Origin of the sequence: Parashewanella spongiae (assembly GCF_004358345.1) — a bacterium.
Classification (GTDB): domain Bacteria; phylum Pseudomonadota; class Gammaproteobacteria; order Enterobacterales; family Shewanellaceae; genus Parashewanella; species Parashewanella spongiae.
The window spans coordinates 3202058-3228100 of sequence record NZ_CP037952.1; the positions used below are offsets into that span (position 1 = coordinate 3202058).

General features: G+C 42.0%; 12 protein-coding genes. 4 read left to right on the plus strand and 8 right to left on the minus strand.

The window, feature by feature from the left end:
• Positions 1 to 515: 515 nt before the first annotated feature.
• From E2I05_RS12560 to E2I05_RS12590, 7 genes are all read right to left on the minus strand, one after another.
• A complete protein-coding gene (locus E2I05_RS12560; protein WP_133309677.1) occupies positions 516 to 5009 on the minus strand; it encodes a hypothetical protein in 4494 nt (1497 codons plus the stop codon).
• Between the two features lie 425 nt (positions 5010 to 5434).
• Positions 5435 to 9568 carry a hypothetical protein gene (locus tag E2I05_RS12565; protein WP_121853601.1) on the minus strand — a complete coding sequence of 1378 codons (4134 nt, stop codon included), beginning with the start codon at positions 9566 to 9568 and terminating at the stop codon, positions 5435 to 5437.
• Positions 9569 to 9974: 406 nt separating this feature from the next.
• Entirely contained in the window at positions 9975 to 12857 is a 2883-nt protein-coding gene (locus E2I05_RS12570; protein ID WP_133309678.1) for a hypothetical protein, read from the minus strand.
• Positions 12858 to 12893: 36 nt separating this feature from the next.
• Positions 12894 to 14102, minus strand: a complete 1209-nt coding sequence (locus tag E2I05_RS12575) for a hypothetical protein (RefSeq protein WP_121853599.1) — start codon at positions 14100 to 14102, stop codon at positions 12894 to 12896.
• 1679 nt (positions 14103 to 15781) lie between these two features.
• Positions 15782 to 16279: a GNAT family N-acetyltransferase gene (locus E2I05_RS12580; protein WP_121853598.1), complete on the minus strand. Its 498-nt coding sequence runs from the start codon at positions 16277 to 16279 to the stop codon at positions 15782 to 15784.
• 447 nt (positions 16280 to 16726) lie between these two features.
• Positions 16727 to 17275 carry an NAD(P)H nitroreductase gene (locus E2I05_RS12585; RefSeq protein ID WP_121853597.1) on the minus strand — a complete coding sequence of 183 codons (549 nt, stop codon included), beginning with the start codon at positions 17273 to 17275 and terminating at the stop codon, positions 16727 to 16729.
• Between the two features lie 120 nt (positions 17276 to 17395).
• Positions 17396 to 17992, minus strand: a complete 597-nt coding sequence (locus E2I05_RS12590) for an HvfX family Cu-binding RiPP maturation protein (protein WP_121853596.1) — start codon at positions 17990 to 17992, stop codon at positions 17396 to 17398.
• A gap of 901 nt (positions 17993 to 18893) precedes the next feature.
• On the opposite strand from E2I05_RS12590, the gene pflB reads away from it, so the two are divergent.
• Both pflB and pflA read left to right on the plus strand, forming a co-directional pair.
• Complete coding sequence (pflB, locus tag E2I05_RS12595; RefSeq protein WP_121853595.1) at positions 18894 to 21179, plus strand: formate C-acetyltransferase; 2286 nt, start codon at positions 18894 to 18896, stop codon at positions 21177 to 21179.
• Positions 21180 to 21248: 69 nt separating this feature from the next.
• Positions 21249 to 21989 (plus strand): pyruvate formate lyase 1-activating protein, encoded by a 741-nt coding sequence (pflA, locus tag E2I05_RS12600; protein ID WP_121853594.1) that lies wholly within the window; start codon positions 21249 to 21251, stop codon positions 21987 to 21989.
• Positions 21990 to 21996: 7 nt separating this feature from the next.
• Here the strand turns inward: pflA and yfbV are convergent, their stop codons facing one another.
• The gene (yfbV, locus tag E2I05_RS12605) at positions 21997 to 22434 is read right to left on the minus strand and encodes a terminus macrodomain insulation protein YfbV (protein WP_121853593.1); all 438 of its coding nucleotides are present in this window, start codon (positions 22432 to 22434) and stop codon (positions 21997 to 21999) included.
• 144 nt (positions 22435 to 22578) lie between these two features.
• Here yfbV and ackA point away from each other — a divergent pair, with 144 nt between their 5' ends.
• Both ackA and pta read left to right on the plus strand, forming a co-directional pair.
• Positions 22579 to 23778, plus strand: a complete 1200-nt coding sequence (ackA, locus tag E2I05_RS12610) for an acetate kinase (protein WP_121853592.1) — start codon at positions 22579 to 22581, stop codon at positions 23776 to 23778.
• Positions 23779 to 23832: 54 nt separating this feature from the next.
• Positions 23833 to 25962: a phosphate acetyltransferase gene (gene pta / locus E2I05_RS12615; protein ID WP_121853591.1), complete on the plus strand. Its 2130-nt coding sequence runs from the start codon at positions 23833 to 23835 to the stop codon at positions 25960 to 25962.
• Positions 25963 to 26043: the final 81 nt, after the last annotated feature.

Here is a 26043-nt window from a genome sequence, read left to right on the forward strand (position 1 = left end):
AGAGACTAAACACGCTTCTTTTGGATTGGCTACATACGTTGCAAAACGCTATCCTCTAGGGTAAACGCATGAATATTTATCGAGCATAAAACGTAGACTTTATAGTCCGTCATTCCCGCTGAAAACGGGAATCCCAGTGACTTTGGGTATTCAAATATAAGGCACTAGACCTGACATTGAGCACATCTATTAAAAACCCAGAATTAATGAATGGTTACTCACTTTTGTGTTGTAAAAATGTTCACATTGGTTAATTTCAAGTAAAATATAGATAAAAGGTGATTTATTATTCACCCTTAACCACATAAGTATTTCGTGTGCGCAATGTCAGCTAGACCACCGACATACAAAACTGTCGTTACTTGGTTTCCAGCCTGCGCTGGAGTGAGGAGAACTCATCGGTATACTTTCTTCGGCAACTTTTCTAAATACCAGCCTGCGCGGTTATGGCTGTATAAAAGCCATACAGGTTAATGAGTTATTTCATTATAACTTTGGGTGAACTTGATGGGTAATTACATATAATCCATAATGGAAAGCTCATCCCCACGGTTCGCGGCATTTTTAATTAAAATGGTTTGTTGCTGAATCTCATATGCATTATCTAGTTGTTTGACTAACCTACTATCGACATCACTGCTTATTCTGCTCAGCATAATTGTTAATTCTGAGAGGGTAAATTCTTCAATACTAGCTAACAGCACCTCAACGTCTTCTTTACCCAGTTGAGGCTTGTCTAAAAGTGGGTTAGGGTTTGCTTCAGGCGGTAAATCTACAAATAAACTGCTGGCCCATTCCTCATCAAACTCAGTTAATTGCACAGGCGGATTATCCTTGCTTAACGAGGCCGTACTCCAAATGGCATCGTCATCCATCAAAGACAAAATAGCCTCATTTTCATCACCTTGGCCGTCGCTCGTTTCCATAGGCTCAGGCTCTTGCGCCGTGTCACTCGTTGTTGCACTATTCTGATGCCATGGAACGAGCGGTATGTTTTGGTACTGCACGGATGAACTTAATCTCTCTCTTAATTCGCTAGGCATGTCGGCGAGGGTATATTTCTCAACGAGCGCTTTTACTGTAGGGGTGCTCAAAGAGTCTGCATGATATACGAGACTGCGGCAGACTTTCTTGTTCAAATACAAGCCTTTTTGTACACACGTCTCAATGAAGCCCAAATCAAGCCAGCTTTCCTGCAATGTCTCCGTGTTGCCTGTGGCTGTTGGCGCTTGCTTTTGTGATAATCGTTCGTTTCGTCGTGTAACGTAAGTACTGACAACTCTTTGTTCATTGCTGTCAGCAAACTCAACCGGAAAGTCACTACTTAATGTATCAATAAACAAAGAAAGCTCATCGGCAGACCAATTGCGAATAGTGATATTTTTTGGACGACTTTGGCTTAACTGAGGAAATGGCAGCTCAATCACTTCCTCATCAATATTGAGCAGCGTCATTTGAGCTTGAGTTATATGGTAAGGAGTCGGGGCGCTGGCAAAGGATAAGCTGAACCAATAACAAAAAAGTACCATGGGGCAATCTGTTTTTTTTGCTAGTGTATCAATGCATAATGTGACCCCTTTTTCAGTATCCATACTGTTAGTGGATACACTAAACGTCACAGCATTTAATGTTGTAGGATGCTTTACTGGCAAGACTAACCCTCTGGTGGCCAGCCCCAAATTCAGTGTGTTCATGGTTTTCACTTTGGGTTTTACGGTCGTGTTTAGATACTGACCGTAATCTTTCCCTGCTAGGCAAAGGGTATGAAATTTCTTAGCTGGTAATGACATTGATAATTGATATAGGTCATTAGCGGTACTGAACACTTGGCATAACACCCGGCAACAGTTGGTATCGTTAATCAATTTCTTAGTTTCAGGCGTAGGTGAAAGCAGGCAGGCCGCAATTAAATACGCCTGAATCTGATTCACATCTTCATCCTCAACGCCCTTTAGGACGACAGGATACAATGTCTTATCCCATTGTTCTAATGTGGGACGTGAGCGAGTTACCCTGCAAAAGTGAAAGTAATGGCTTACACTCTTATGGCTCAGGTCTTTCAAATCAAGCGCACTGGATAGAATGGTTTTATTGAATGGCTGACTTAGCAATCGTGCCCAATAGGAAGATTCACTCACTTTCTCAGCGCTCGTAGGGCGACTTCCCTCTGGGCAAGGCGCATTTGCAAAGAACAATTTTAATCCCAGCTGACCGTTGGCAAAACTGATTTTACCGAGCACGCTCAATATCCCTTGATGGCTTTCTATTGCGCATGGGAATGTTAATTCTGGTATTTTTTTTGAACTCAACGAGCAGTAGTTACGCAATTTTTTCAGCATCTCAGGCTCACCTTTAATGGCCAATGCCAGTGCTTTTAGCGATGCTAATTCATCGTTATCTTGAAAATGAGTGAGCAATTTGGCGACAGGTGAACAGGAAAAAGCCTCTTTTACGGCTAAAAAGGATGATTGTTTCCATTCCTGAGCGCAGAGTTGCAGTAGTTGATCGTCAGGTTTACCATCAATGCTTAATAAAGACAGCAGCTTAGCTACCTCATCCTCTGTCGGCGGCAACGAGAAAATCGCAAAGACACAAGCTAATCTGAGAAGGTGGAACCGACCGTTTTGTTTCAGATCAGGGTTTTCAAGCAAGCAAAACCAGCCGTCTGCCTTATCTGGTCGACTCATCACCTTAACTAATAACAACCTATACAAGGGCAGATTTAATCTGCCACCCTCCTGCAGCTGCGGTAGTTTTAGTAACTCAATAATGCGTGCCATTATCGCTTGGTCAGGCAAACCACGGCCATGAAATATCGACGACAGGATCTTAAGCAGCGGCAGACTTAATCTGCCTCCCTCCTGCAGCTGCGGTAGTTTTAGCAACTCAATAAAGCGAGTCATCGCCGTTTTGTCAGGCAGGCCGCAGCGATGAAATATCGACGACAGGGACTTGAGCAGCGGCAGACTTAATCTGCCATATTCTTGCAGTTGAGGTAGTTTGAGTAACTCAATAATGCGATCTATTGTCGCTTCGTCAGGCAGACCGCGCCGACTAAGTATCGACGACAGAGATTTGAGCCGCGGCAGACTTAGTCTGCCGTCTTCTTGCAGCTGCGGCATTTGTAGCAGCTCAATAAAGCGAGTCATCGCCGCTCCGTCAGGCAGACCGCGGCCACAAAGTATCGATGACAGGGATTTAAGGCGCGGCAGATTTAATCTGCCACCCTCATGCAGCTGCGGAAGTTCCAGCAGCTTAATAAAGCCACTCATCGCCGCTTCATCAGGCAGACCGCGGCCATTAAATATCGACGACAGGGATTTGAACAACGGCAGGCTAAGTCTGCCGTTTTCCTGTAGCAGCGGCAGTTCCAGCAACTTAATAAAGTCACTCATCGCCGCTTCGTCAGGCAGACCTCGACCATGAAATATCGACGAAAGGGATTTGAGTAACGGCAGGCTTAATCTACCGCCCTCTTGCAGCTGCGGCAATTTCAACAGCTCAATAAAGCGCATCATCGTCACTTCGTCAGACAGACCTCGTCCACTAAATATCGACGACAAGGATTTGAACAGCGGGAGGTTCAATCTGCCGCCCTCCTGCAACTGCGGCAGTTTCAGCAACTCAATAAAGCGCCTCATCGCCGTTTCGTCAGGTAGACCGCAGCCATGAAATATCGACGACAGGATCTTGAGCAGCGGCAAACTTAATCTGCCACACTCCTGCAGCTGCGGTAGTGTTAGCAACTCAATAATGCGATCTATTGTCGCTTCGTCAGGCAGACCGCGGCGACTAAGTATCGATGACAGGGATTTGAGGCGCGGCAGACTTAATCTGCCGTCTTCTTGCAGCTGTGGCAGTTGCAGCAACTCAATAAAGCGCATCATGGCCGCTTCGTCAGGCAAACCGCGGCCACAAAATATCGACGACAGGGATTCAATTCTCGGCAGACTTAATCTTCCATCCACTTGTAGCTGTGGCTGTTCAAGCAGCTCAATAAAGTGCGTCACCGCCACGTCGTCAGGCAGACCACGGCCATTTAATATCGACGAAAGGGATTTGAACAGCGGCAGATTTAATCTGTCGTCTTCCTGCAGCTGCGGTAATTCCAGCAGCTTAAAAAAGCGCACAATTTCCACTTCTTCAGGCAGACCGCGGCCATTAAATATCGACGAAAAGGATTTAAACAGCGATAGGTTTAATCTTTCGCCATCCTGAAACTGCGGCAGTTCCAGTAGCTTAATAAAGCGCGCCATTTCCACTCCGGCAGGTAGACCGCGATTACCAAGTATCGACGAAAAGGATTTAAACAGCGGCAAGTTTAATCTTTCGCTATCCTGAAACTGCGGCAGTTCCAGTAACTCAATAAAGCGCGCCATTGCCACTCCGTCAGGTAGACCGCGGCCTCTAAGTATCGATGACAGGGATTTGAACAACGGCAGGCTTAGCCTTCCGCCCTCTTTCATCTGCGGCTGTTTTAGCAGCTTATTAAAACGCTCCAACTCCGATATATTAGGCAGACCAAGTTGATGATATATCGACGACAGGGGTTTCATTGGTTTGATTTTCGCCAACTGAACGATGTGTTTATCACTGAAGCTAAAGAAAGTTTCTATCTTATTCTGAGCATGAATCATCCCAGTAAAAAAGCCGGTGTCTTTTACCTTTGTATCGACTATGTTAATAAAAAAAAGTTGTAGTTTATTGCTGTACTGGGTTCGTTGCGCTTCTGATTTAATGTCGACTTTTGATAATAACTTTGTAAATGCTGATAAAACTTTAATGCCTTTGCTATTCATTGCTCGCTGAAGTTCTTCTGGTAGCTGATTATCCTGCGATACTAAATAACGTTCACTCGTTGTAGTTGTGGTACACAACCTTTTAGGATCGGGGTTGCCCTCATTATTAATCCTCACTCTCTTACGGCTTAAATTATTAGCGTTGTTTGAGCGCGTGAGAGAGTCATACATGGCATCAAAAACGGTATTTGAAATGTAGCTCAGTGCCATGTTTACTGCCTTCTTTAAGTACAGCAGCCTTTGAGTTTATATACGGGTATAGGTTGATGAAACCTATTGTCTTCCTTGCTAACCATCCTCATTTCACTCATGTTTTCTCATCGCAAATCGGTTTATTTCCCCGCTTGAACTCAGGCCGCAACTAGCTGCAGGGATTTAGAATGGTAAATGTCATTTTAAATGAGTACAAATGAAATATATTTAAGACTTACAAACTGCGGCAAGGGCTCAAGGGAACGAAATCAATAAATCGCAAATCCAAGTATCACGGGTATATCAGTGCGAAATGACAGATTTATACTCGATAAAAGTATCGACTTTGGTTTTATTCGATGTATGTAATGGTAACTCTAGGGGGCTTTGCAATGATTGTTCATGAACTCGGCCAGAATCGGAAGTTATACCGATTACAGTAATTATATGCAATCAGAAAAATCCATAATGGAGAATTCGTCTTCATGGTTCTCGGTATTAAAATGTAATCTGGTTTGTTGCTGGATATCATATGCACTTTCTAGTTGTTTGACTAACCTACTATCGACATCACTGCTTATTCTGCTCAGCATAACTGTTAACTCTGAGAGGGTGAACTCCTCAATACGAGCTAACAGCATCTCAACGTCTTCTGTTTCCAGTTGAGGCTTGTCTAAAAGTGGGTTAGGGCTTGCTTCTGGCGGTAAACCTACAAATAAACTGCTGACCCATTCCCCATCAAACTCATTCCATTGTCTAGGCTTATTAACCTTACTTAACGAGGCCGTATTCCAAAAGGTATCGTCTTCCATAAAAGACAACAAAGCCTCATCTTCACCATCTTGGTTGAAGCTCGTTTCCATAGACTCAGGCTCTTGCGCCGTGTTATTCGTCGTTGCACCATCCTGATGCCATGAAGCGAGTGATATATTTTGGTACTGCACGGATGAACTTAATCTCTCTCTTAATTCTCTAGGCATGTCGGCGAGGGGATATTTCTCAACGAGCGCTTTTATTGTAAAAGTGCTCAGAGAGTCTGCATGATATACGAGATTGCGGCGGATTTCCGAGGTCAGGTTCAAGCCATTTTGTACACACTTCTCAATGATGGCCAAGTCAAGCCAGCTTTCCTGCAATGTCTTCGTGTTGCCTGTGGCGCTTGGCGCTTGCTTTTGTGATAAACGTTCGTTTCGACGTGTAACATAAGTACTGACAACGCTTTTTTCATTGCTGTCAGCAAACTCAACCGGAAAGTCACTGCTTAATGTATCAATAAACAAAGAAAGCTCATCAGCAGACCAATTGCGAATAGTGATACTACTTGGACTACTTGGGCTTAACTGAGGAAAGGGCAGTTCAATCATTTCCTCATCAGTATTGAGTAGCCTCATATGAGCTTGACTAATATGGTAGGGAGTCGGGGCGCTGACAAAGGATAAACTTAACCAATAACAAAAAAGCACCATGGGGCAATCTGTTTGTTGTGCATGTGTATCAATGCATAATGTGATCCCTTTATTTGTATCCATACTGTCGGTGGACACATGAAACGTCACGGCATTTAATGTTGTAGGATGCTTTACTGGCAAGACTACCCCTCTGGTGACCAGCCCCCAATTCAGTGTGTTCATGGTTTTCACTTTGGGTTTTACGGTCGTATTTAAATATTGACCGTAATCTTTTCCCGCTAGGCAAAGAGTATAAAATTTCTTAGCTGATAATGACCTTGATAACTGATATAGATCATTAGCGGTACTGAACACTTTACATAACACCCGGCAACAGTTGATATCGTTAATCAATATCTTAGTTTCAGGCGTAGATGAAAGCAGGCAGGCCGCGATTAAATACGCCTGAATCTGATTCATATCTTCATCCTCAACGCCCTTTAGGACGACCGGATACAATGTATTAATCCATTGTTCTGATGTGGGGCATGAGCGGATTACTCTGCAAAAACGGAAGTAATGGCTTACACTCTCATGGCTCAGGCCTTTCAAATCGAGCGCACAGGACAGGATGGTTTTATTAATTGGCTGACTGAGCAAACGTTCCCAGTGGGATAGTTTCTGCACTTCCTCAGCGGCCAGAGTGTGCCCTCTCTCTGGACAAGGCGCATTTGCAAAGAACAATTTTAATCCCAGCTGGCCGTTGGCGAAACAGATTTTACCGAGCGCGTTCAATATTCCTTGATGGCTTCCTATTACGTGTGGGAGCCCTAATCTCGTTGTTTTTTTCGAACTCAATGAGCAATAGTTACGCACATTTTTCAGTAGTTCAGGCTCACCTTTAACGGCTAACGCCAGCGCTTTTAGCGATGTTAGCTCATCATCGTTATCGCGAAAGTGAGTGAGCAGTTTGGCGACGGGTGAGCAGGAAAAAGCATTTTCCACAGCTAAAAGAGATGACTGTTTCCACTCCTGTATGCATAGTTGCAGTAGTTGATCATCGGGTTTATCATCAATGCTTAATAAAGACAGCAGCTTAGTTACCTCATCCTGTTTCGGTGGCAACGAGAAAACCGCAAAGACACAAACTAATCTGAGAAGATGGAACAAACCGTTTTGTTTCAGCGCAGGGTGTTCAAGCAAGCAAAACCAGCCATCAGAATCATCAGGTCGGTTCATCACTTTAACTAATAACAACCTATACAATGGCAGATTGAATCTGCCACCCTCCTGCAGCTGCGGTAGTTTTAGCAACTCAATAATGCGTGACATTGTCGCTTCGTCAGGCAAGCCGCGTCCATGAAATATCGACGATAAGGATTTGAACAATGGGAAGTTCAATCTGCCGTCTTCATGCAGCTCCGGAAGTTCAAGAAGCTCTATAAAGTGCGCCATTGCCACATCGTCAGGCAGTCCACGACGAGCAAGTATCGACGACAGAGATTTGAATAACGGCAAGTTCAATGCACCTCTTTCCTGTAGTTGCGGCAATTTCAGCAGCTTAATAAAGCGCGTTATTGCCGCTTCGTCAGGTAGACCGCGGCCACTAAATATCGACGATAGGAATTTGAGTCGCGGCAGGCTCAATGTGCCGCCCTCCTGCAGTTGCGGCAGTTTCAGCAACTCAATAAAGTGCTCCATCGTCACTTCGTTAGGCATGCCGCAGCCACTAAATATCGACGAAAGAGATTTGAAAATCGGCAGACTTAATCTGCCGCCCTTCTGCAGTTGCGGCAGTTCAAGCAGCTTAATAAAGCGTGATATCGCCATTTCGTCAGGCAGACCGCGGCCATGAAATATTGACGACAGGGATTTGAGTAACGGCAGGTTTAATTTGTCGCCCACCTGCAACTGAGGTAGATTCAATAGGTCAATAAAGCGCTTCATCGCCGCATCACCAGGCAAACCACGGCCATTACATATCGATGACAGGGATTTGAGTAACGGCAGGTTTAATTTGCCGCCCACCTGCAACTGAGGTAGATTCAATAGGTCAATAAAGCGCTTCATCGCCGCATCACCAGGCAAACCACGGCCATTACATATCGATGACAGGGATTTGAGTAACGGCAGACTTAATTTGTCGCCCTCCTGAAGCTGCGGTAGTTCCAGCAGTTCAATAAAACGTGCCATCGTCGCTTCGTCAGGCAAACCGCAATTATGAAATATCGACGACAGGGATTTTAGCCGTGGCAGACTTAATACGCCATCTTCCTGTAGCTGCGGCAGTACCAGCAGCTTAATAAAGCGCGTCATAGCTGCTTTGCCAGGCAGGCCGCGGGAATTAAATATCGACGACAGGGATTTGAGCCGCGGCAGACTTAATGCGCCGCCTTCCTTTAGCTGCGGAAGTTCCAGTATCTTAATAAAGCGTGTCATCGCTGCGTTGACAGGCAGACCGCGACCATGAAATATTGACGACAGGGAGGTAAGCAGCGGCAGACTTAACGTGCCGTCCACCTGCAGCAGCGGCAGTTTAAGTAAAGTATTAAAGCGTTCCATCTCCGATTTGTTAGGCAGACCGTGCCCATAAAATATCGACGATAAGGATTTTAGCCGAGTCAGGCACAATGTGTCTCCTTCCTGCAGCAGCGGCAGTTTAAGTAAAGTATTAAAGCGTTCCATCTCCAATGCATCAGGCAGACCGCGTCTATGAAATATTGACGTTAAGGGGGCCATAGGTTCCGTTTTCGCTACCAGAATGATGTGCTTATCACTGAAGCTAAAGAACTTTTTTATCGTATAGTCATTAACCATGCTGGTAAAAAAGCCTGTACTTTTTACCTTTGCGTCGGCTATTTTTATGAAAAAAAGTGTTAGTTTATTGCTGTACTGCGTTTGTTGCTCTTTAGATATAATTTCGACCTTTGATAACAACTTTGTGAATGCAGGTGTAACTTTAATGCCTTTACTATTCAATGCATCCCGAAGTGTTTGAGGTGGTTTTTCATCCTGCGATACTAAATAACATTTACTCGCCGGAGTTGTGATACGCAACCTTTTAGGAGCAGGGTTGCCTTCATTATTAGTCCTCACTCTTTTACGGTTTGGCTTCTTAGCGTTATTTGAGGTAGAAGGAGTATCATACATGGAACTGGAAGTAGCATTTGAAGTGGAGGTGAGTGCCATGTTTGTTACCTTTTTTAAGGACAGTTTTTTTTGAGTTTATACACGGGTATAGATTGATGAAACCTATTACCTTCCTTGCTAACTATCCTCATTTTACTCTGGTTTTCTCAAGGTAAATCGGTTTATTTCCCGCTTGAAACCAAGCCGCAACCAGTTGCAGGGATTTAGAATGGTAAATATCATTTTTAATGAGTACAAATGAAATATATTTAAGATTTACAAACTGCTGCAAGTAGTTAATTGTGCAAAATTAATAATTTGTAAAGCCAAGGCATAAGGAGCTCATCGGTATACTTTCTTCGGCAACTTTCCTAAATACCAGCCTGCGCGGTTATCACTGTACAAAAGCCATACTGATTAATGAGTTATTTCATTCATTATAACTTTGGGTGAACTTGATGGGTAATTACATATAATCCATAACGGAAAGCTCATCCCCACGGTTTGCGGCATTTTTAAGTAACATGGTTTTTTGCTGGATATCATATGCATTTTCTAGTTGTTTGACTAACCTATTATCGACATCACTGCTTATTTTGCTCAGCATAATTGTTAACTCTGAGAGGGGGAAGTACTCAATACTCCCTAACAGCACCTCAACGTCTTCTGTACCCAGTTGAGGCTTATCTAAAATTGGGTTAGGGTTTGCTTCAGGCGGTAAATCTACAAATAAACTGCTGGCCCATTCCTCATCAAACTCACTTAATTGCACAGGCTGATTATCCTTGCTTAACGAGGCCGTACCCCAATGGTCATCGTCATCCATAAAAAACAACATAGCCTCATTTTCATCACCTTGGCCGTCGCTCGTTTCCATAGGCTCAGGCTCTTGCGCCGTGTCACTCGTTGCTGCACCATCGTGATGCCATGAAACAAGCGGTGTGCTTTGGTATTGCACAGATGAACTTAATCTTTCTCTTAATTCGAAAGGCATGTCGGCGAGGGGATATTTCTCAACGAGCGCTTTTACTGCATGAATGCTCAGAGAGTCGGCATGATATACGAGATTACGGCGAATTTTCTGGTTCAGGCGCAAGCCTTTTTGTACACACTTTTCTATGAATGCCAAATCAAGCCAGCTTTCCTGCTGTGCCTCCGCGTTGCCTGTTACGCTTGGCACTTGCTTTTGTGACAGCCGTTCTTCTCGTCGTGTAACGTAAGTACTGACAAGGCTTTGTTCATTGCTGTCAGTGAACTCAATTGGAATGTCACTGCTTAATGTATCAATAAACAAAGAAAGTTCATCGGCAGACCAGTTGATAATAGTGATACTTTTTGGACGGCTTTGGCTTAACTGAGGAAAGGGCAACTTAATCACTTCCTCATCAATATTAAGCAGCGTTATTTGAGCTTGACTAATCTGGTAAGGGGTCGGAGCGTTGGCAAAGGATAAACTGAACCAATAACAAAAAAGTACCATGGGGCAATCTGTTTGTTGTGCTAGTGTATCAATGCATAATGTGACCCCTTTTTCAGTATCCATACTGTTAGTGGATACACTAAACGTCACAGCATTTAATGTTGTAGGATGCTTTACTGGCAAGACTAACCCTCTGGTGGCCAGCCCCAAATTCAGTGTGTTCATGGTTTTCACTTTGGGTTTTACGGTCGTGTTTAGATACTGACCGTAATCTTTCCCTGCTAGGCAAAGGGTATGAAATTTCTTAGCTGGTAATGACATTGATAATTGATATAGGTCATTAGCGGTACTGAACACTTGACATAACACCCGGCAACAGTTGATATCGTTAATCATTCTCTTAGTTTCAGATGTAGGTGAAAGCAGGCAGGCCGCAATTAAATACGCCTGAACCTGATTCACATTTTCATCCTCAACGCCCTTTAGGACGACCGGATACAATGCCTTATCCCATTGTTCTAATGTGGGACGTGAGCGAGTTACCCTACAAAAACGCAAGTAATGGCTTACACTCTCATGGCTCTGACGTTTCAAGTCGAGCGCACTGGATAGGATGGTTTTATTGAGTGGTTGACTGAGCAATCCTTCCCAGCGGGAGGATTCCCTCACTTTCTCAGCGCTCATAGGGCGGCTTCCTTTTGGGCAAGGCGCATTTGCAAAGAACAATTTTAATCCCAGCTGACCGTTGGCGAAACTGATTTCACCAAGCGTGCTCAATATCCCTTGATGGCTTTCTATTACACATGGGAACGTCAATCCCGTTATTTTTTTCGTGCTCAACGAGCAGTAGTTACGAAATTTTTTAAGCATCTCAGGATCACCTTTAATGGCCAATGCCAGCGCTTTTAGCGATGTTAGCTCATCATCGTTATCGCGAAAGTGAGCGAGCAGTTTGGCGACTGATGAGCAGGAAAAAGCCTTTTCCACCGCTTTAAGAGATGATTTTTTCCACTCTTGAATGCAGAGTTGCAGTAGTTGATCGTCGGGTTTACCATCAATGCTTAATAAAGAAAGTAGGTGAGTTATCTCCTCCTGTTTCGGCGGCAGAGGGAAAATCGAAAGGACACAAGCTAGACTGATAAGGTGGATTCGACCATTTTTCTGCAATTCAGGGTGTTCAAGCAAGCAAAACCAGCCGTCTGCCTTATCTGGTCGACTCATCACCTTAACTAATAACAACCTATACAAGGGCAGATTTAACATGCCGCCCTCCTGCAGTTGCGGCAGTTTCAATAGTTCAACAAATCGCATTATTGTCGTATCTTCAGGCAGACCGCGAGAATGAAATATCGATAATAGGGATTTTAGCAGCGGCAGACTCAATGTGCCCCCCTCCTGCAGCTGCGGCAGTTTCAGCAACTCAATGAAACGCATCATTGTCGCTTTATTAGGCATGCCGCGGCTACTAAATATCGACGACAGGGATTTGAGCAACTGCAGACTTAAACAGCCGTCCTTCTGCAGCTGCGGCATTTCCAGCAGTTCAATGAATTGCGTCATCATCGCTTCGTCAGGCAGACCACGGGTATTAAATATCGACGATAAGGATTTGAGCCGTGGCAAACTTAATCTGCCGCCCTCCTGCAATTGAGGAAGTTTCAACAGTTTAATAAAACGCACCATTTCTGATTCGTCAGGTAAACCGCGGCCATTAAATATCGACGAAAGGGATTTGAACAACGGCAGGCTAAGTCTGCCGTTTTCCTGTAGTTGCGGCAGTTCCAGTAGCTTAATAAAGCACGTCATTTCCACTTCGTCAGGCAGGCCGCATCCATTAAATATCGACGAAAAGGATTTAAACAGCGGCAGGTTTAATCTTTCGCTATCCTGCAACTGCGGCAGTTCCAGTAGCTTTATAAAGCGCGCCATTTCCACTTCGTCAGGCAGACCGCGACCACTAAATATTCATGATAGGGATTTAACCAACGGCAGACTTAATCGGCCGCTATCTTGCATCTGCGGCAGTACCAGTAACTCAATAAAGCGCGTCATTGCCACTCCGTCAGGTAGACCGCGGCCACTAAGTATCGACGATAGGGATTTGAATAACGGCAGACTTAATGTACCGTTATTTTGCAACTGCGGCAGTTCCAGAAGCTCAATAAAACGCCTCATCGCCGTTTCGTCAGGCAGGCCGCAGCCATTAAATATCGACGACAGGGATTTGAACAACGGCAAGCTTAGTCTGCCACTAACCTGCAGTTGTGGCAGTTCCAGCAACTCAATAAAGCGCGTCATTACTGCGTCCTCAGGCAGACCGCGTCCATTAAATATCGACGCCAATGACTTGAGCCGCGGCAGGCTTAATGTGCTGTCTTCCTGAAGCTGCGGCAGAACCAACAGTTTAAAAAAGCGCATCATCGCCGCGTTACTAGGCAAACCGCAGCCATTAAATATCGACGACAGGGATTTGAGCCTCGGCAGACTTAATTTTCCGCCCTCCTGCAGTTGTGGCAGTTCCAGCAGCTTAAAAAAGCGCGTCATCCCCGCTTCGTCAGGCAGACCACAGCCATGATATATCGACGACAGGGATTTAAGCAGCGGTAGATTTAATGCATCGCCCTCTTGCAGTTTCGGCCGTTTCAGCAATTTATTAAAATCCTTCATCGTCGATTCGCTAGGCAGACCGCGGCTATGAAATATAGACGAAAGGGTTTTCATTGGTTGGGTTTCTGCCACCAGAACGATATGTTCATCATTGCAACTAAAGAACTTTCTTATATTACATGCTGAATTAATTATGCTGGTAAAAAAGCCGGTGTCTTTTACCTTTGTATCGACTATGTTAATAAAAAAAAGATGTAATTTATTGCTGTACTGGGTTCGTTGCGCTTCTGATTTAATCTCGACTTTTGATAATAACTTTGTGAATGCTGATAAAACTTTAATGCCTTTGCTATTCATTGCTCGCTGAAGTTCTTCTGGTAGCTGATTATCCTGCGATACTAAATAACGTTCACTCGTTGTAGTTGTGGTACACAACCTTTTAGGAACGGGGTTGCCCTCATTATTAATCCTCACTCTCTTACGGCTTAAATTACTAGCGTTGTTTGAGCGCGTGAGAGAGTCATACATGGCATCAAAAACGGTATTTGAAATGTAGCTCAGTGCCATGTTTACTACCTTCTTTAAGTACAGCAGCCTTTGAGTTTATATACGGGTATAGGTTGATGAAACCTATTGTCTTCCTTGCTAACCATCCTCATTTCACTCATGTTTTCTCATCGCAAATCGGTTTATTTCCCGCTTGAACTCAAGCCGCAACTAGCTGCAGGGATTTAGAATGGTAAATGTCATTTTAAATGAGTACAAATGAAATATATTTAAGATTTATAAATTACCGCAAGGGCTTAAGGGAACGAAATCAATAAATCGCCAAGCCAAGTGTCACGAGTATATCAGTGCGATATGACGGATTTATAGTGAGTGGAGCATGGGTTTCTCCTAAAGCTAAAAATCCAGTTAAAATTGATTTTTACTAAAAGTCGATAGCTTGTGAATTCTAGTTGGGATTATTGTCCAATCAAAACGCAATATTGTGAGTTAGTTTTTAAAGGGACAGCAGGAAACTGACTTTAAGATAATACCAATTACAGTAATTAAATTCCCAGCTCAGAGCTGTGTATGTGTTCAAAGTACAAGTGAAATTGATGAAGACATAAGTACCTGACGATAAATTATTAAACATTTTGCTCATATCTTAAGCACTCTACAGCGTTGTGTCTCAGGTTGCATAGCTACGGCTATGCGTCCCTCCCCACGTCTTGTATTGCACTCAATCTATGAACAAAAAAGTACTCAATAACTTATACTCAGGTACTTAGTTATTACCGACATACAAAACTGTCGTTGTTACATTGCTACGTTGAGACAGTTTTGCGTAGTAATTTGGACACATACAAGCTTCCGAAGGGCAAAGCTAAAGGATTCCATTAACTACGTTACAAGTTTTTGAATTATCCCGATAGTACTTCAAACTTGCGCCTTGTACTGAAATCCTTTAGCTCTTGCTGAGTGGGAAGTTAATTACTGTAATTGGTATAACTAGAAAAATGTAGCTTAACTATCAACCAAATGGTGACAGGTGTTTTGAAAACCACTGCTAATATCAGTTATGTATGTATCAGGTATCCCTGATTTTGATATGTTAGAAGAGTTATGTATAAAGCATATTCGCAAAAACAACTTTTTACATGAAGCGATGCTATTTTCCTTTTTCTATGTTGCCAACGATTGTCTCAGAAAAGTCTTTCGGACTATTGTTCAGATAGATTTTTGAGTTTTGTGCTCAAACTACTGCCAGCTTGTTCTGTTGGTATACTTCTGCCCTCTTTCCTTACAATCTAAATAAATCGGTTGAACGCAAATTTAGTTTTAATCTATTGAAATTAAATACAAGATTAAGCAACCTGAATTCCCCTATCAGGTGAGTGCTGAACATTCATATTCTTGCTAAAATTATCGCTAGCTGTGTTATAAATTTTACAAGTAGAAACGAAGTGCCGACAGTTTTGTATGTCGGTAACCACTAATTACTGCTATTCACGCCTTGCTATCAGTAATTTTTCTGTGTATATGAACGCTCCCAACCGATTTGATTAGGTTTAAGTGATCGGCTCACAACAAAAACAGTGAAGGCTCAAAAGCATCAAAGACAGCATAAATACAATCACGAAATATCAACACGCCCTCTAGATATATAAACTTTAATTTTACGAGTAAACTGTGAGTGATAAAAGATTAGAATAGGAATTAACATCAAAAATCAATGTATAAATTAAATCAAAAGGTTGTTACCCCATCAAATCCATGTACTCTTCTTCATCTGGTAACATTATGTCGCGGATATACCGTAACCCTAAGCTACTTAAAACGGCTTTAGAGCCTTCATTTTCTGGACGAACCACCCCCATAATTCGATGGACTCCTGATTGATAGCCATGCTCAAAAACTGCTTTTGCCGCTTCTTTGGCGTACCCGTTTCCCCAGAATGGAGGTAAATAAGCGTAACCAATTTCCACAAAAGATAAAAACTCTCGTTTGGTTAGTCCGCAAACACCAATGGGTACTGATGTGTCTTTTAACATGACTAGATAGAGCCCAAATCCAAATTGTTGGTAACTGGTTTTAGGCCCATTAATGATATAGGCCTTAGCATGCTCAATAGTTCGGACTTTGTTGTCACCAATAAACTTAATATATCCGGGAGTGTTTACCAACCGAAAAATAAAATCTCTATCATGATCTTCTATTCGTCTTATCGAAAGTCTTTCAGTGGTTAAAAACGCCATCAGTACTACCTTATTTTCTGAAGGATATATACCCATGTTTACCTGAAAATACACCTTCAAATATCATGGGCGAGTGTAATACCAAATATACTAATTAAATGATCTATTCAGAGCGTTGTACATGTTCAAAGTACAATCAAGATTGGTGAAGACATAGTCATTACCGACATATAAAGCTGTCGTTATTACATTGCTATGTCAAGACAATATTGAGCCGTAATTTGGTCACGTACACGCTCCATAAAGTCAAGGCTAAAAGCTTTCATTACTGTGTTGCAAGTTTTTAGATTATCCCGACAAAAGCACTAAGTACGTTGAACACCAGTTTTGTATGGCGGCCGTAGAGAATATAGTAACGCAAACTTGCGCCTTGCACTGAAACCTTTTAGCTCTTGCTGAACGATCAATTAATATAATTGGTATAAATTATCTACAAGTATGGTTGCTTTACAGGAACCTCGCAAAGTCATTACCTGATTTACTTGGTTTTATTGGTGCTTTAACCATAGGAGTCCCTATGTATAAGAAACCGACAATATCATCTGACTCTTTAATTCCTAATGCAGATTTAACATCACGATTAAATGCAAAATCACCCGTTCTCCAGACTCCTCCAAGACCAAGGGCAAAGGCTGCTTGTTGCATGGCCATGGTTGCACAACCCGCTGCAATACTTTGTTCTATAATTGGCACTTTCGGATGATGTTGGTACTTGGCTACAACCGTAATCACCATTGGAGCTCTAAATGGCATTTTTGCCGATTTTGCTACCATCTCGTCACTTTCACCTGATTTTTCAGCTGCATTTACAAAGGCAGCAGCCAACTTATCCAAACCAGCTTCTTGAGCAATAATAAACTCCCAAGGACAAAGTCCTGCATGATCTGGCACTCTAACAGCCGAATCCAAAATAAATTTTAATTGTATTTCTGTTGGTGCTGGAGTGGTTAAACGCGGTGTTGATTGACGGGTCAATAGTAGCTGTTCAGCGTTCAAAGGGAATTCCTTATGTTACTTTTATTTAAGCCAAACTATACCTACGCACTACTTTGCTTTCAAATTAAAAAATCCCACAATAAATATGGGATTTTATCTTTATAACTATTTGCTATAGTTTTACTTTACTAAGCTATTTTTTTTGGCAATGAAATAATCAACACTTGTGTAACGTCCACCACCCACAGTAAATATCGCAAACAACATGATGAAATAAGTAATCGCGAATTCAACACCATTATTTAAGATAACGAAATTACCTGACGATGTTAGCCAGTCATAATTTCCGTGTTCTTGAAGAATTTCTTTAGCTCTCGCTAACTTGTCACCCGCAGCAATTACGTTGTCATTTGCCAACCATGAGCCACCATCTGCAATCGCTAACCAGCCTTTATCTATATGAACGGTAAATGCTGCCACTAACATTGTTATCATCAACGGAATCGCAACAAGTCTGGTTGCTAACCCAATTAACAATAAAGAAGCCCCAACGAGCTCGGTTCCTACAGCAAGTGTAGCCATAACTTCTGGCATTGGCAGGCCAAGTCCCCAATCAGGATTACCAAACCATGCAACGGTATCACTGAAATGCGAATACTTGTTGTAGCCTGCTTGTAGTAATACTGGTGCCAAATAAATACGTAATGCTAAAGGTGCTAAACCATCAATATGCGTGATCCAACCAAGAGCTTTTTGATAGAGCTTAGTGATTTCCATGAATATTCCCCATTAATAACCAAAACTTACTTTATTTGACTGAAAGACCCTGCAAATAGACATAGTATTTCAAATCAATGACAATTTTTAGAACAAACCACTCAATACGACGAATCCTTCGTAAACTATAGACTAGTTTTTTACTTATAGATTAGTCTGTTGTTCCAAAATACGGCGTTATAAAGTAAGATCATTTTAAATATGTTAATTATACCAATCCGCATCCAATAGTGATCGCTCAGCAAGATCGAAAGGCGACGCTTTGAAGGTTTTTAATTGTTTTTCTATTGTTCTTCAAACCTAGGGGCTGTTTATCTTTCGTGATTATTTTTGCAGCGATAAATTGGTCGTTTTATACAAGACAGAGCTTGTGCGGTTTGGTATTCCAAATAAGCAAGCGATAACGCAGTACCTTTTATTTAGAAAGAGCGACCAATTTACGCTCTCTCTTTTTTCGATGCTTTTGAGCGTTCACTGTTCTGTGTTGTAACCCGTTTACTTAGATGACTAAGCTTCACTGCTTACGCCTTGAATAGATAAACGCTCAAATAGCATAAAATTTAATCCTGCAAGATAAACAGCCCCTAGTACATATTGACATCTATTTAATCCTCAAAAATGCTACTTAGCTAACAAATTTCGCATTAACTCAAGGGTAATTTGATCCATTCACTGTTGCCAAAATTTTTATGTGTTAAAATAAAATCAAACCATTGGTAAGACCAATTTACCAAAAATTCAAATTGTGGCTAGATAATTCGTACATTTGATAATTAGATGATTTAGTAAGATTAATTTCATCCTAAATTTACTACACAGATATTATTTTTTAGTGTTAATTCCATTGACTTTTTTGAAAATCTCAATGGAATTAGTATTAAATTTTAGAAGGTATTTTTTTATGAAAACCGAACAATCAGAGTTGTATGCCGAAGCTTGGAAAGGCTTGATTTCAGGAAATTGGGAAACTACCGTTGACGTTAGAGATTTTATCCAAAAGAACTATACCCCATACGAAGGCGACGAGGCCTTTTTAGAAGGTGCGACTGAAGCCACGACAAAGTTATGGGAGCAAGTGATGCAAGGCATCACTCAAGAAAACCGTACTCATGCTCCAGTCGATTTCGACACTAAGCTTATTTCAACGATTACTTCTCATGACGCAGGTTACATCAATCAAGAATTAGAAACCATTGTTGGCTTACAAACAGAAGCACCATTAAAACGTGCTCTTCTGCCTAATGGTGGCATTCGTATGGTTGAAGGATCATGCAAAGCCTATGATCGTGAGCTTGATCCTACCGTTAAATACATTTACTCAGAACTACGTAAAACTCACAACCAAGGCGTGTTTGATGTTTACACTCCTGAAATAATGGCTTGTAGAAAATCCGGAGTACTGACTGGTCTACCAGATGCTTATGGACGAGGACGTATTATTGGTGATTATCGCCGTATAGCTTTGTATGGCATAGACTATTTAATGCAAGATAAAATTGCGCAATTCAGCTCACTTCAAGCTGAATTTGAAGCAGGTGATGAACTATCTAACACCATGCAATTGCGTGAAGAAATTTCAGAACAACATCGTGCGCTAGGTCAAATGAAAAAAATGGCTGAGAAATATGGTTTTGATATTTCTCGCCCAGCAAAAAATGCTCAAGAAGCGATTCAATGGACTTACTTTGGTTACCTTGCTGCAGTAAAAAGCCAAAACGGTGCTGCGATGTCACTTGGTCGCACAGCTAGCTTTTTAGATATTTATATCGAGCGTGATATCAAGAATGGTTTGATCACAGAGTTTCAAGCTCAAGAGATGGTCGATCATTTCGTGATGAAACTTCGTATGGTTCGTTTTTTACGTACTCCAGAGTATGATGAATTGTTCTCAGGCGATCCGATTTGGGCAACCGAGTCTATCGGTGGTATGGGGCTTGACGGACGTACTTTAGTTACAAAGAATAGTTTTCGATTCTTAAATACACTCTACACTATGGGAGCAAGTCCTGAGCCAAATATCACAGTGCTTTGGTCAGAAAAACTTCCTGAAACATTCAAAAAATACTGTGCGAAAGTATCTATCGATACCAGCTCAATTCAATACGAAAATGACGACTTAATGCGCCCTGATTTTGAATCAGATGATTACGCCATCGCTTGTTGTGTCAGCCCAATGATCATTGGCAAACATATGCAATTCTTTGGTGCGCGAGCCAATTTAGCAAAGACAATGCTTTATGCTATTAACGGTGGCATTGATGAAAAATCAAAAGTGCAAGTTGCACCAAAATCAGATCCCATCACAAGTGAAGTGCTAGATTATGATGACGTGATGCAGCGCCTCGATGGTCTAATGGAGTGGTTAGCGACACAATATGTAACAGCGCTAAATTCTATCCATTATATGCATGACAAATATAGTTACGAATCCGCTTTAATGGCGCTTCATGATCGTGATGTTCGCCGCACTATGGCGTGTGGAATTGCAGGTCTTTCGATTGCTGCGGATAGTTTATCAGCGATTAAGTACGCTAAAGTTAAACCGATTCGAGACGAAAACGGTATTGCGATTGATTTCGACATAACTGGCGATTACCCTAAGTTCGGTAATAATGATGCTCGAGTTGATGATCTAGCTTGTGAGCTTGTTGAGCGTTTTATGGCTAAAATTCGCAACAAGAAAATGTATCGCAATGCAATTCCAACTCAATCTATTTTAACCATTACTTCTAACGTAGTTTACGGTAAGAAAACCGGAAACACTCCAGATGGACGCCAAGCTGGAGCCCCATTCGCTCCAGGCGCGAACCCAATGCATGGACGTGATGAAAAAGGGGCAATTGCTTCATTAACTTCAGTTGCCAAGCTACCCTTTGCTCATGCACAAGATGGTATCTCTTATACTTTTTCAATTGTGCCAAATGCACTCGGTAAAGATGACAGCAGCCGTCGTAAAAATCTCGCTGCATTAATGGATGGCTATTTCTCTCATAACAATATGCGCGAAGGTGGGCAACACCTAAATGTAAATGTAATGAATAGAGAAATGCTCGAAGATGCTGTTGCTCATCCAGATAAATACCCACAACTGACTATTCGAGTATCGGGATATGCGGTAAGGTTCAACGCACTTACCACAGAACAGCAACAAGACGTTATTGCTCGTACTTTCACTAAAGGTATGTAATGTAATTGTAGCCGACTGGTCTTTACTGGTCGGCCTAAATATTTTTACCATCGATTTCAAGGTTATTTAATGACAACAACTGGTCGTATACATTCTGTAGAGTCATTTGGCACGGTCGATGGTCCCGGCATCCGTTTTATCACTTTTATGCAAGGGTGTTTAATGCGATGTCAGTATTGCCATAATCGTGATACATGGGATTTGGACGGCGGGAAAGAAGTCACTGTTGACGCCCTTATGGAGCAAGTCATTGCTTATCGCCCTTTCCTTGAAGCCAGTAATGGCGGTGTCACAGCCAGTGGCGGTGAAGCAATCCTACAAGCTGAGTTTATTGCTGATTTTTTTGAAGCGTGTAAAAAAGAAAAACTCCATACATGCTTGGATACCAATGGTTTTGTGCGCAAGTACACATCTTCAATAGATAAACTATTAGATAATACCGACTTAGTATTGCTCGACATTAAGCAAATGGACGATGACAAACATATTTTGCTTACCAAAGTCAGTAATCATCGCACTTTACAATTTGCAGAATATTTAGCAAAACGCAACCAACCAACTTGGATCCGGTATGTTGTTGTTGGTGGCTACACTGATGACATTGATTCAGCTATAAAACTCGCTGAATTTGTAAAGCCAATGAAAAATGTTGAAAAAATTGAATTACTCCCTTATCACGAATTAGGTAAGCACAAATGGGAAGCAATGGGAGAAGACTACCAGTTGAATGCAATATCTCCTCCAACACAAAATGAAATGGAAAAAATAAAAAAAGTATTCATCGATATGGAAATAAATGCCGTGTACTAAGCGAAAATTAAAGGTTTTCCCAATATTCGGCATCCAAGCGTTCAAATGCTAATTTTAAAAGAATGGCTATATCAAAATAGCATGCGGTGCCATTTAAAGGTTTACACGAAATACCCATTGATAACATTTTATTGCTAAGTTGTTGTCCCCAGTCAAGCATAGTTAAAGGTAATGGATGCCTAGCACGCCAACCTAACCAAATTAAGCCTTGCATAGGTAAGCTTATAAAAAACAAAGCGTAGATAATAGCTTGAGGCAAAGCACTCAAGCCCGAAAAATATAATTGGCTCGCTACTGTAACCGCAGCAAGCAATGGCATTGAAAAAATGGCCAACTGAGTCGCCTTAACCACTCGATACTCAGGAAAGAAATAACTTAATTGCTTAACCATTGGCCATGTTTTCATATAACGATGACCATCACGTAATTTTTTAATAATACTCATAGTTAATGTTTGTTCTCCGAGTAAAGTGCATCTTAACTGAGAATAGCATAACAAAAGTTTTCGCTAAACAGAGCCTCACTAATGCTGATATTTGGTGCATGTGAGGCAAGTTTGATTTTTTATACAATTGCATAAGGTTTTACCATGTCCAATCAACTCGTTTTAGTTCTTAATTGTGGCAGCTCATCATTAAAGTTTGCAGTCATGGACGCACAAACAGGTGAGGATAAAATTTCAGGCTTAGCTGAATGCTTTGGCCTTGAAGATTCACGTATAAAATGGAAAATCCAAGGCGAAAAACACCAACAAAACTTAGGTGCATTTACCGCCCACCGTGAAGCTGTTGAATACATTGTAAACGCTATTCTTGCCGCGCAACCAGAGCTTGCTGAACAAATTCAAGCCATTGGTCATCGTATTGTTCACGGTGGTGAAAAATTTACTCACTCAGTTATTATCGATGAATCGGTGATAAAAGGTATTGAAGACTGCGTATCACTGGCACCACTTCATAATCCAGCTCACTTGATTGGTATACGCGCTGCAATGGCATCTTTCCCAAAACTTCCACAAGTTGCCGTATTTGACACAGCATTCCATCAAACCATGCCTGAAAAAGCCTTCGTATATGCCCTGCCTTATAAGCTTTACCGTGAGCATAGTGTTCGTAGATACGGTATGCATGGCACCAGTCATTTATTTGTAAGCCGTGAAGCAGCAAAAATGCTCAATAAAAACATTGCCGAAACTAATATCATTTGTGCCCATTTAGGCAACGGTGCATCAGTCACTGCAATTAAAGGTGGTAAAAGCGTTGATACTTCTATGGGGCTAACCCCACTTGAAGGTTTAGTCATGGGTACACGATGCGGCGATCTTGATCCTTCAATTATTTTTCATTTAGTAAACCAATTAGGCTATACCCTTGATGAAGTAAATACTTTATTAAATAAGCAAAGTGGATTAATGGGGATTTCTGAACTCACTAACGATTGCCGAGGCATTGAAGAAGCTGTCGCCGAAGGTCACAAAGGTGCAACCCTAGCCCTAGACATCTTTTGTTACCGCCTAGCAAAATACATTGCATCTTACACTGTGCCGCTAGGACGATTAGATGGAATTATTTTTACTGGTGGTATTGGGGAGAACTCTGATCTAATTCGTGAGAAAGTTCTTACCTTACTAAGTATTTTCAATATAACTGTTGATGCTGAACGCAATAAAGCAGCCCGTTTTGGTAAACAAGGCATCATTACTGCTGATGGAAGTACAGCCGCGATGGTAATACCTACGAATGAAGAATGGGTAATTGCACAAGACTCTATTAAGCTAATTAATAACTAAATTTTTCTGACTTATTGCCACACTATAGAGTGTGGCTATTCTTTAGAGGTATATATGCCCCGTAAAATTATGCTTGTCCCGATGGGAACCAGCGTTGGCTTAACGTCAATCAGTCTTGGAATGGTTCGTGCTTTAGAGCAACATGGTGTTAAGGTTCAGTTTTTTAAGCCTATCTCGCAGCAAAGGCCTGAAGACAATGGTCCAGAGCGGTCGACTACGATCCTGAGTAACTCTCCAACGGTTAATCCTCTTGAGCCATTAAGCATGGAACATGCTGAAGAGTTAATAAGAACCGAACAAACAGATTCGTTGATGGAGCAGATCATTGCACGATCAGCAACCTGCACCCACAACACAGAACTTCTTGTCATTGAAGGTTTAGTTGCTACTCGCCAACACTCTTTTGCTGATGAAATCAATTCAAAAATTGCCAAAGCACTTGATGCTGATGTCATTTTTGTTGGAACACCAGGTAACGATACTCCACGGGTGTTTATAAACCGCTTAGATATTGCCCATAAATCATGGGGTGGAAAAAAGAACAAGCGTCTTGTAGGTGCCATCATCAACAAAGTAAACGCGCCTGTAGATGAAGAAGGCCGCACTCGCCCCGATTTATCAGAAGTTTTTGACACTGACAATGAAAGCAATACTGGTCAAAACTTTATTTTGCCAAAACGCACACCAGTTAAAATTCTTGGTCAAGTTCCATATAACGTTGACCTTGTTGCGCCCAGAGCATCGGATCTTGCCAAACATTTACAGGCAATGATTTTAAATGCCGGAGAAATGAATGTTCGTCGTTTAAGAAAGGTAACTTTTTGTGCGCGTAGTTTGCCGAATATGGTCACTCACTTAAAAGCTGGCTCCTTACTGGTCACTTCAGGTGATCGCTCTGATGTTATTGTGTCTGCTTGTCTTGCCGCGATGAATGGGGTCAAAATTGGTGCGCTTTTACTTACAGGCAGTTATGAGCCAGAACCTGAAATTCAAAAATTGTGTCAGCAAGCTTTTGAAACTGGTATGCCTATATTTATGACGGACACTAACACTTGGCAGACATCTTTGAATATTCAGCGTTTTGATCACGAAGTGCCTGTCGATGATTCTGTACGTATCGAATCTGTTCAGCAGTTCGTAGCCAGCAATATTGATGAAGATTGGATAAACAGCATTACTAAACACGCACAACGTGAGCATCGATTATCACCACCAGCGTTCCGTTATAAGTTAACCGAACTCGCTAGAGCAGCCGCCAAGACAGTTGTATTACCTGAAGGTGAAGAACCACGTACAATCAAGGCGGCCGCAGTTTGCGCTGAGCGCGGTATTGCTCGATGTGTGTTATTAGGTAATAAAGAAGAGATTGAGCGAATTGCTGAACAGCAGCAAGTTGTATTAGGGGAAAACATTAGCATTATCGAGCCTGAATTTGCTCGTGAAGGCTATGTTGAGCCTATGCTCAAACTACGAAGCCATAAAGGGTTAACCGAAGTAGTGGCGAGAGAACAGCTTAAAGACAATATGGTCTTAGGTACTATGATGTTGGCCCAAGACGAAGTCGATGGCATAGTTTCAGGAGCCGTAAATACTACCGCCAATACCATACGCCCTCCTCTTCAGCTGATTAAAACAGCACCGGGCTCAAGCCTTGTATCGTCTATCTTCTTTATGCTTATGCCGGACCAAGTATTCGTATATGGGGATTGCGCGATTAACCCTGCCCCTAATGCGGAGCAACTCGCAGATATTGCTATTCAATCTGCTGATTCAGCTAAAGCGTTTGGTATTGACCCTAAAGTAGCTATGATCAGTTACTCTACAGGCACTTCAGGCACAGGTAGCGATGTCGAAAAAGTCCGTGAAGCAACAGAAATTGCTAAGACTAAACGGCCAGATCTAATGATAGATGGCCCATTACAATATGATGCTGCGGTAATGGAAAATGTAGCGCAATCTAAAGCACCGAACAGCCCTGTTGCGGGTCAAGCGACTGTCTTTGTATTCCCAGACTTGAATACAGGCAATACTACTTACAAAGCTGTTCAAAGAAGTGCTGACTTAATCAGTATCGGCCCTATGCTGCAAGGTATGCGTAAGCCTGTTAATGATTTATCTCGCGGCGCTTTAGTAGACGATATTGTTTATACAATTGCTTTAACAGCAATTCAAGCGAGTCAATAACTTTTAGTTAACCCTGTATTTAAATGGGTAAAGCGATGAAACTATAAATTGCTTTACTCATTTAATTGCTTTACTCATTTT

Bases quoted from the DNA above. Each gene is read 5' to 3' on its own strand.
- E2I05_RS12560 (WP_133309677.1), bottom strand. From the start codon at position 5,009: ATGGCACTGAGCTACATTTCAAATACCGTTTTTGATGCCATGTATGAC.
- E2I05_RS12565 (WP_121853601.1), bottom strand. From the start codon at position 9,568: ATGGCACTCACCTCCACTTCAAATGCTACTTCCAGTTCCATGTATGAT.
- E2I05_RS12570 (WP_133309678.1), bottom strand. From the start codon at position 12,857: ATGGCGCGCTTTATAAAGCTACTGGAACTGCCGCAGTTGCAGGATAGC.
- E2I05_RS12575 (WP_121853599.1), bottom strand. From the start codon at position 14,102: ATGGCACTGAGCTACATTTCAAATACCGTTTTTGATGCCATGTATGAC.
- E2I05_RS12580 (WP_121853598.1), bottom strand. From the start codon at position 16,279: ATGGCGTTTTTAACCACTGAAAGACTTTCGATAAGACGAATAGAAGAT.
- E2I05_RS12590 (WP_121853596.1), bottom strand. From the start codon at position 17,992: ATGGAAATCACTAAGCTCTATCAAAAAGCTCTTGGTTGGATCACGCAT.
- pflB (WP_121853595.1), top strand. From the start codon at position 18,894: ATGAAAACCGAACAATCAGAGTTGTATGCCGAAGCTTGGAAAGGCTTG.
- pflA (WP_121853594.1), top strand. From the start codon at position 21,249: ATGACAACAACTGGTCGTATACATTCTGTAGAGTCATTTGGCACGGTC.
- yfbV (WP_121853593.1), bottom strand. From the start codon at position 22,434: ATGAGTATTATTAAAAAATTACGTGATGGTCATCGTTATATGAAAACA.
- ackA (WP_121853592.1), top strand. From the start codon at position 22,579: ATGTCCAATCAACTCGTTTTAGTTCTTAATTGTGGCAGCTCATCATTA.
- pta (WP_121853591.1), top strand. From the start codon at position 23,833: ATGCCCCGTAAAATTATGCTTGTCCCGATGGGAACCAGCGTTGGCTTA.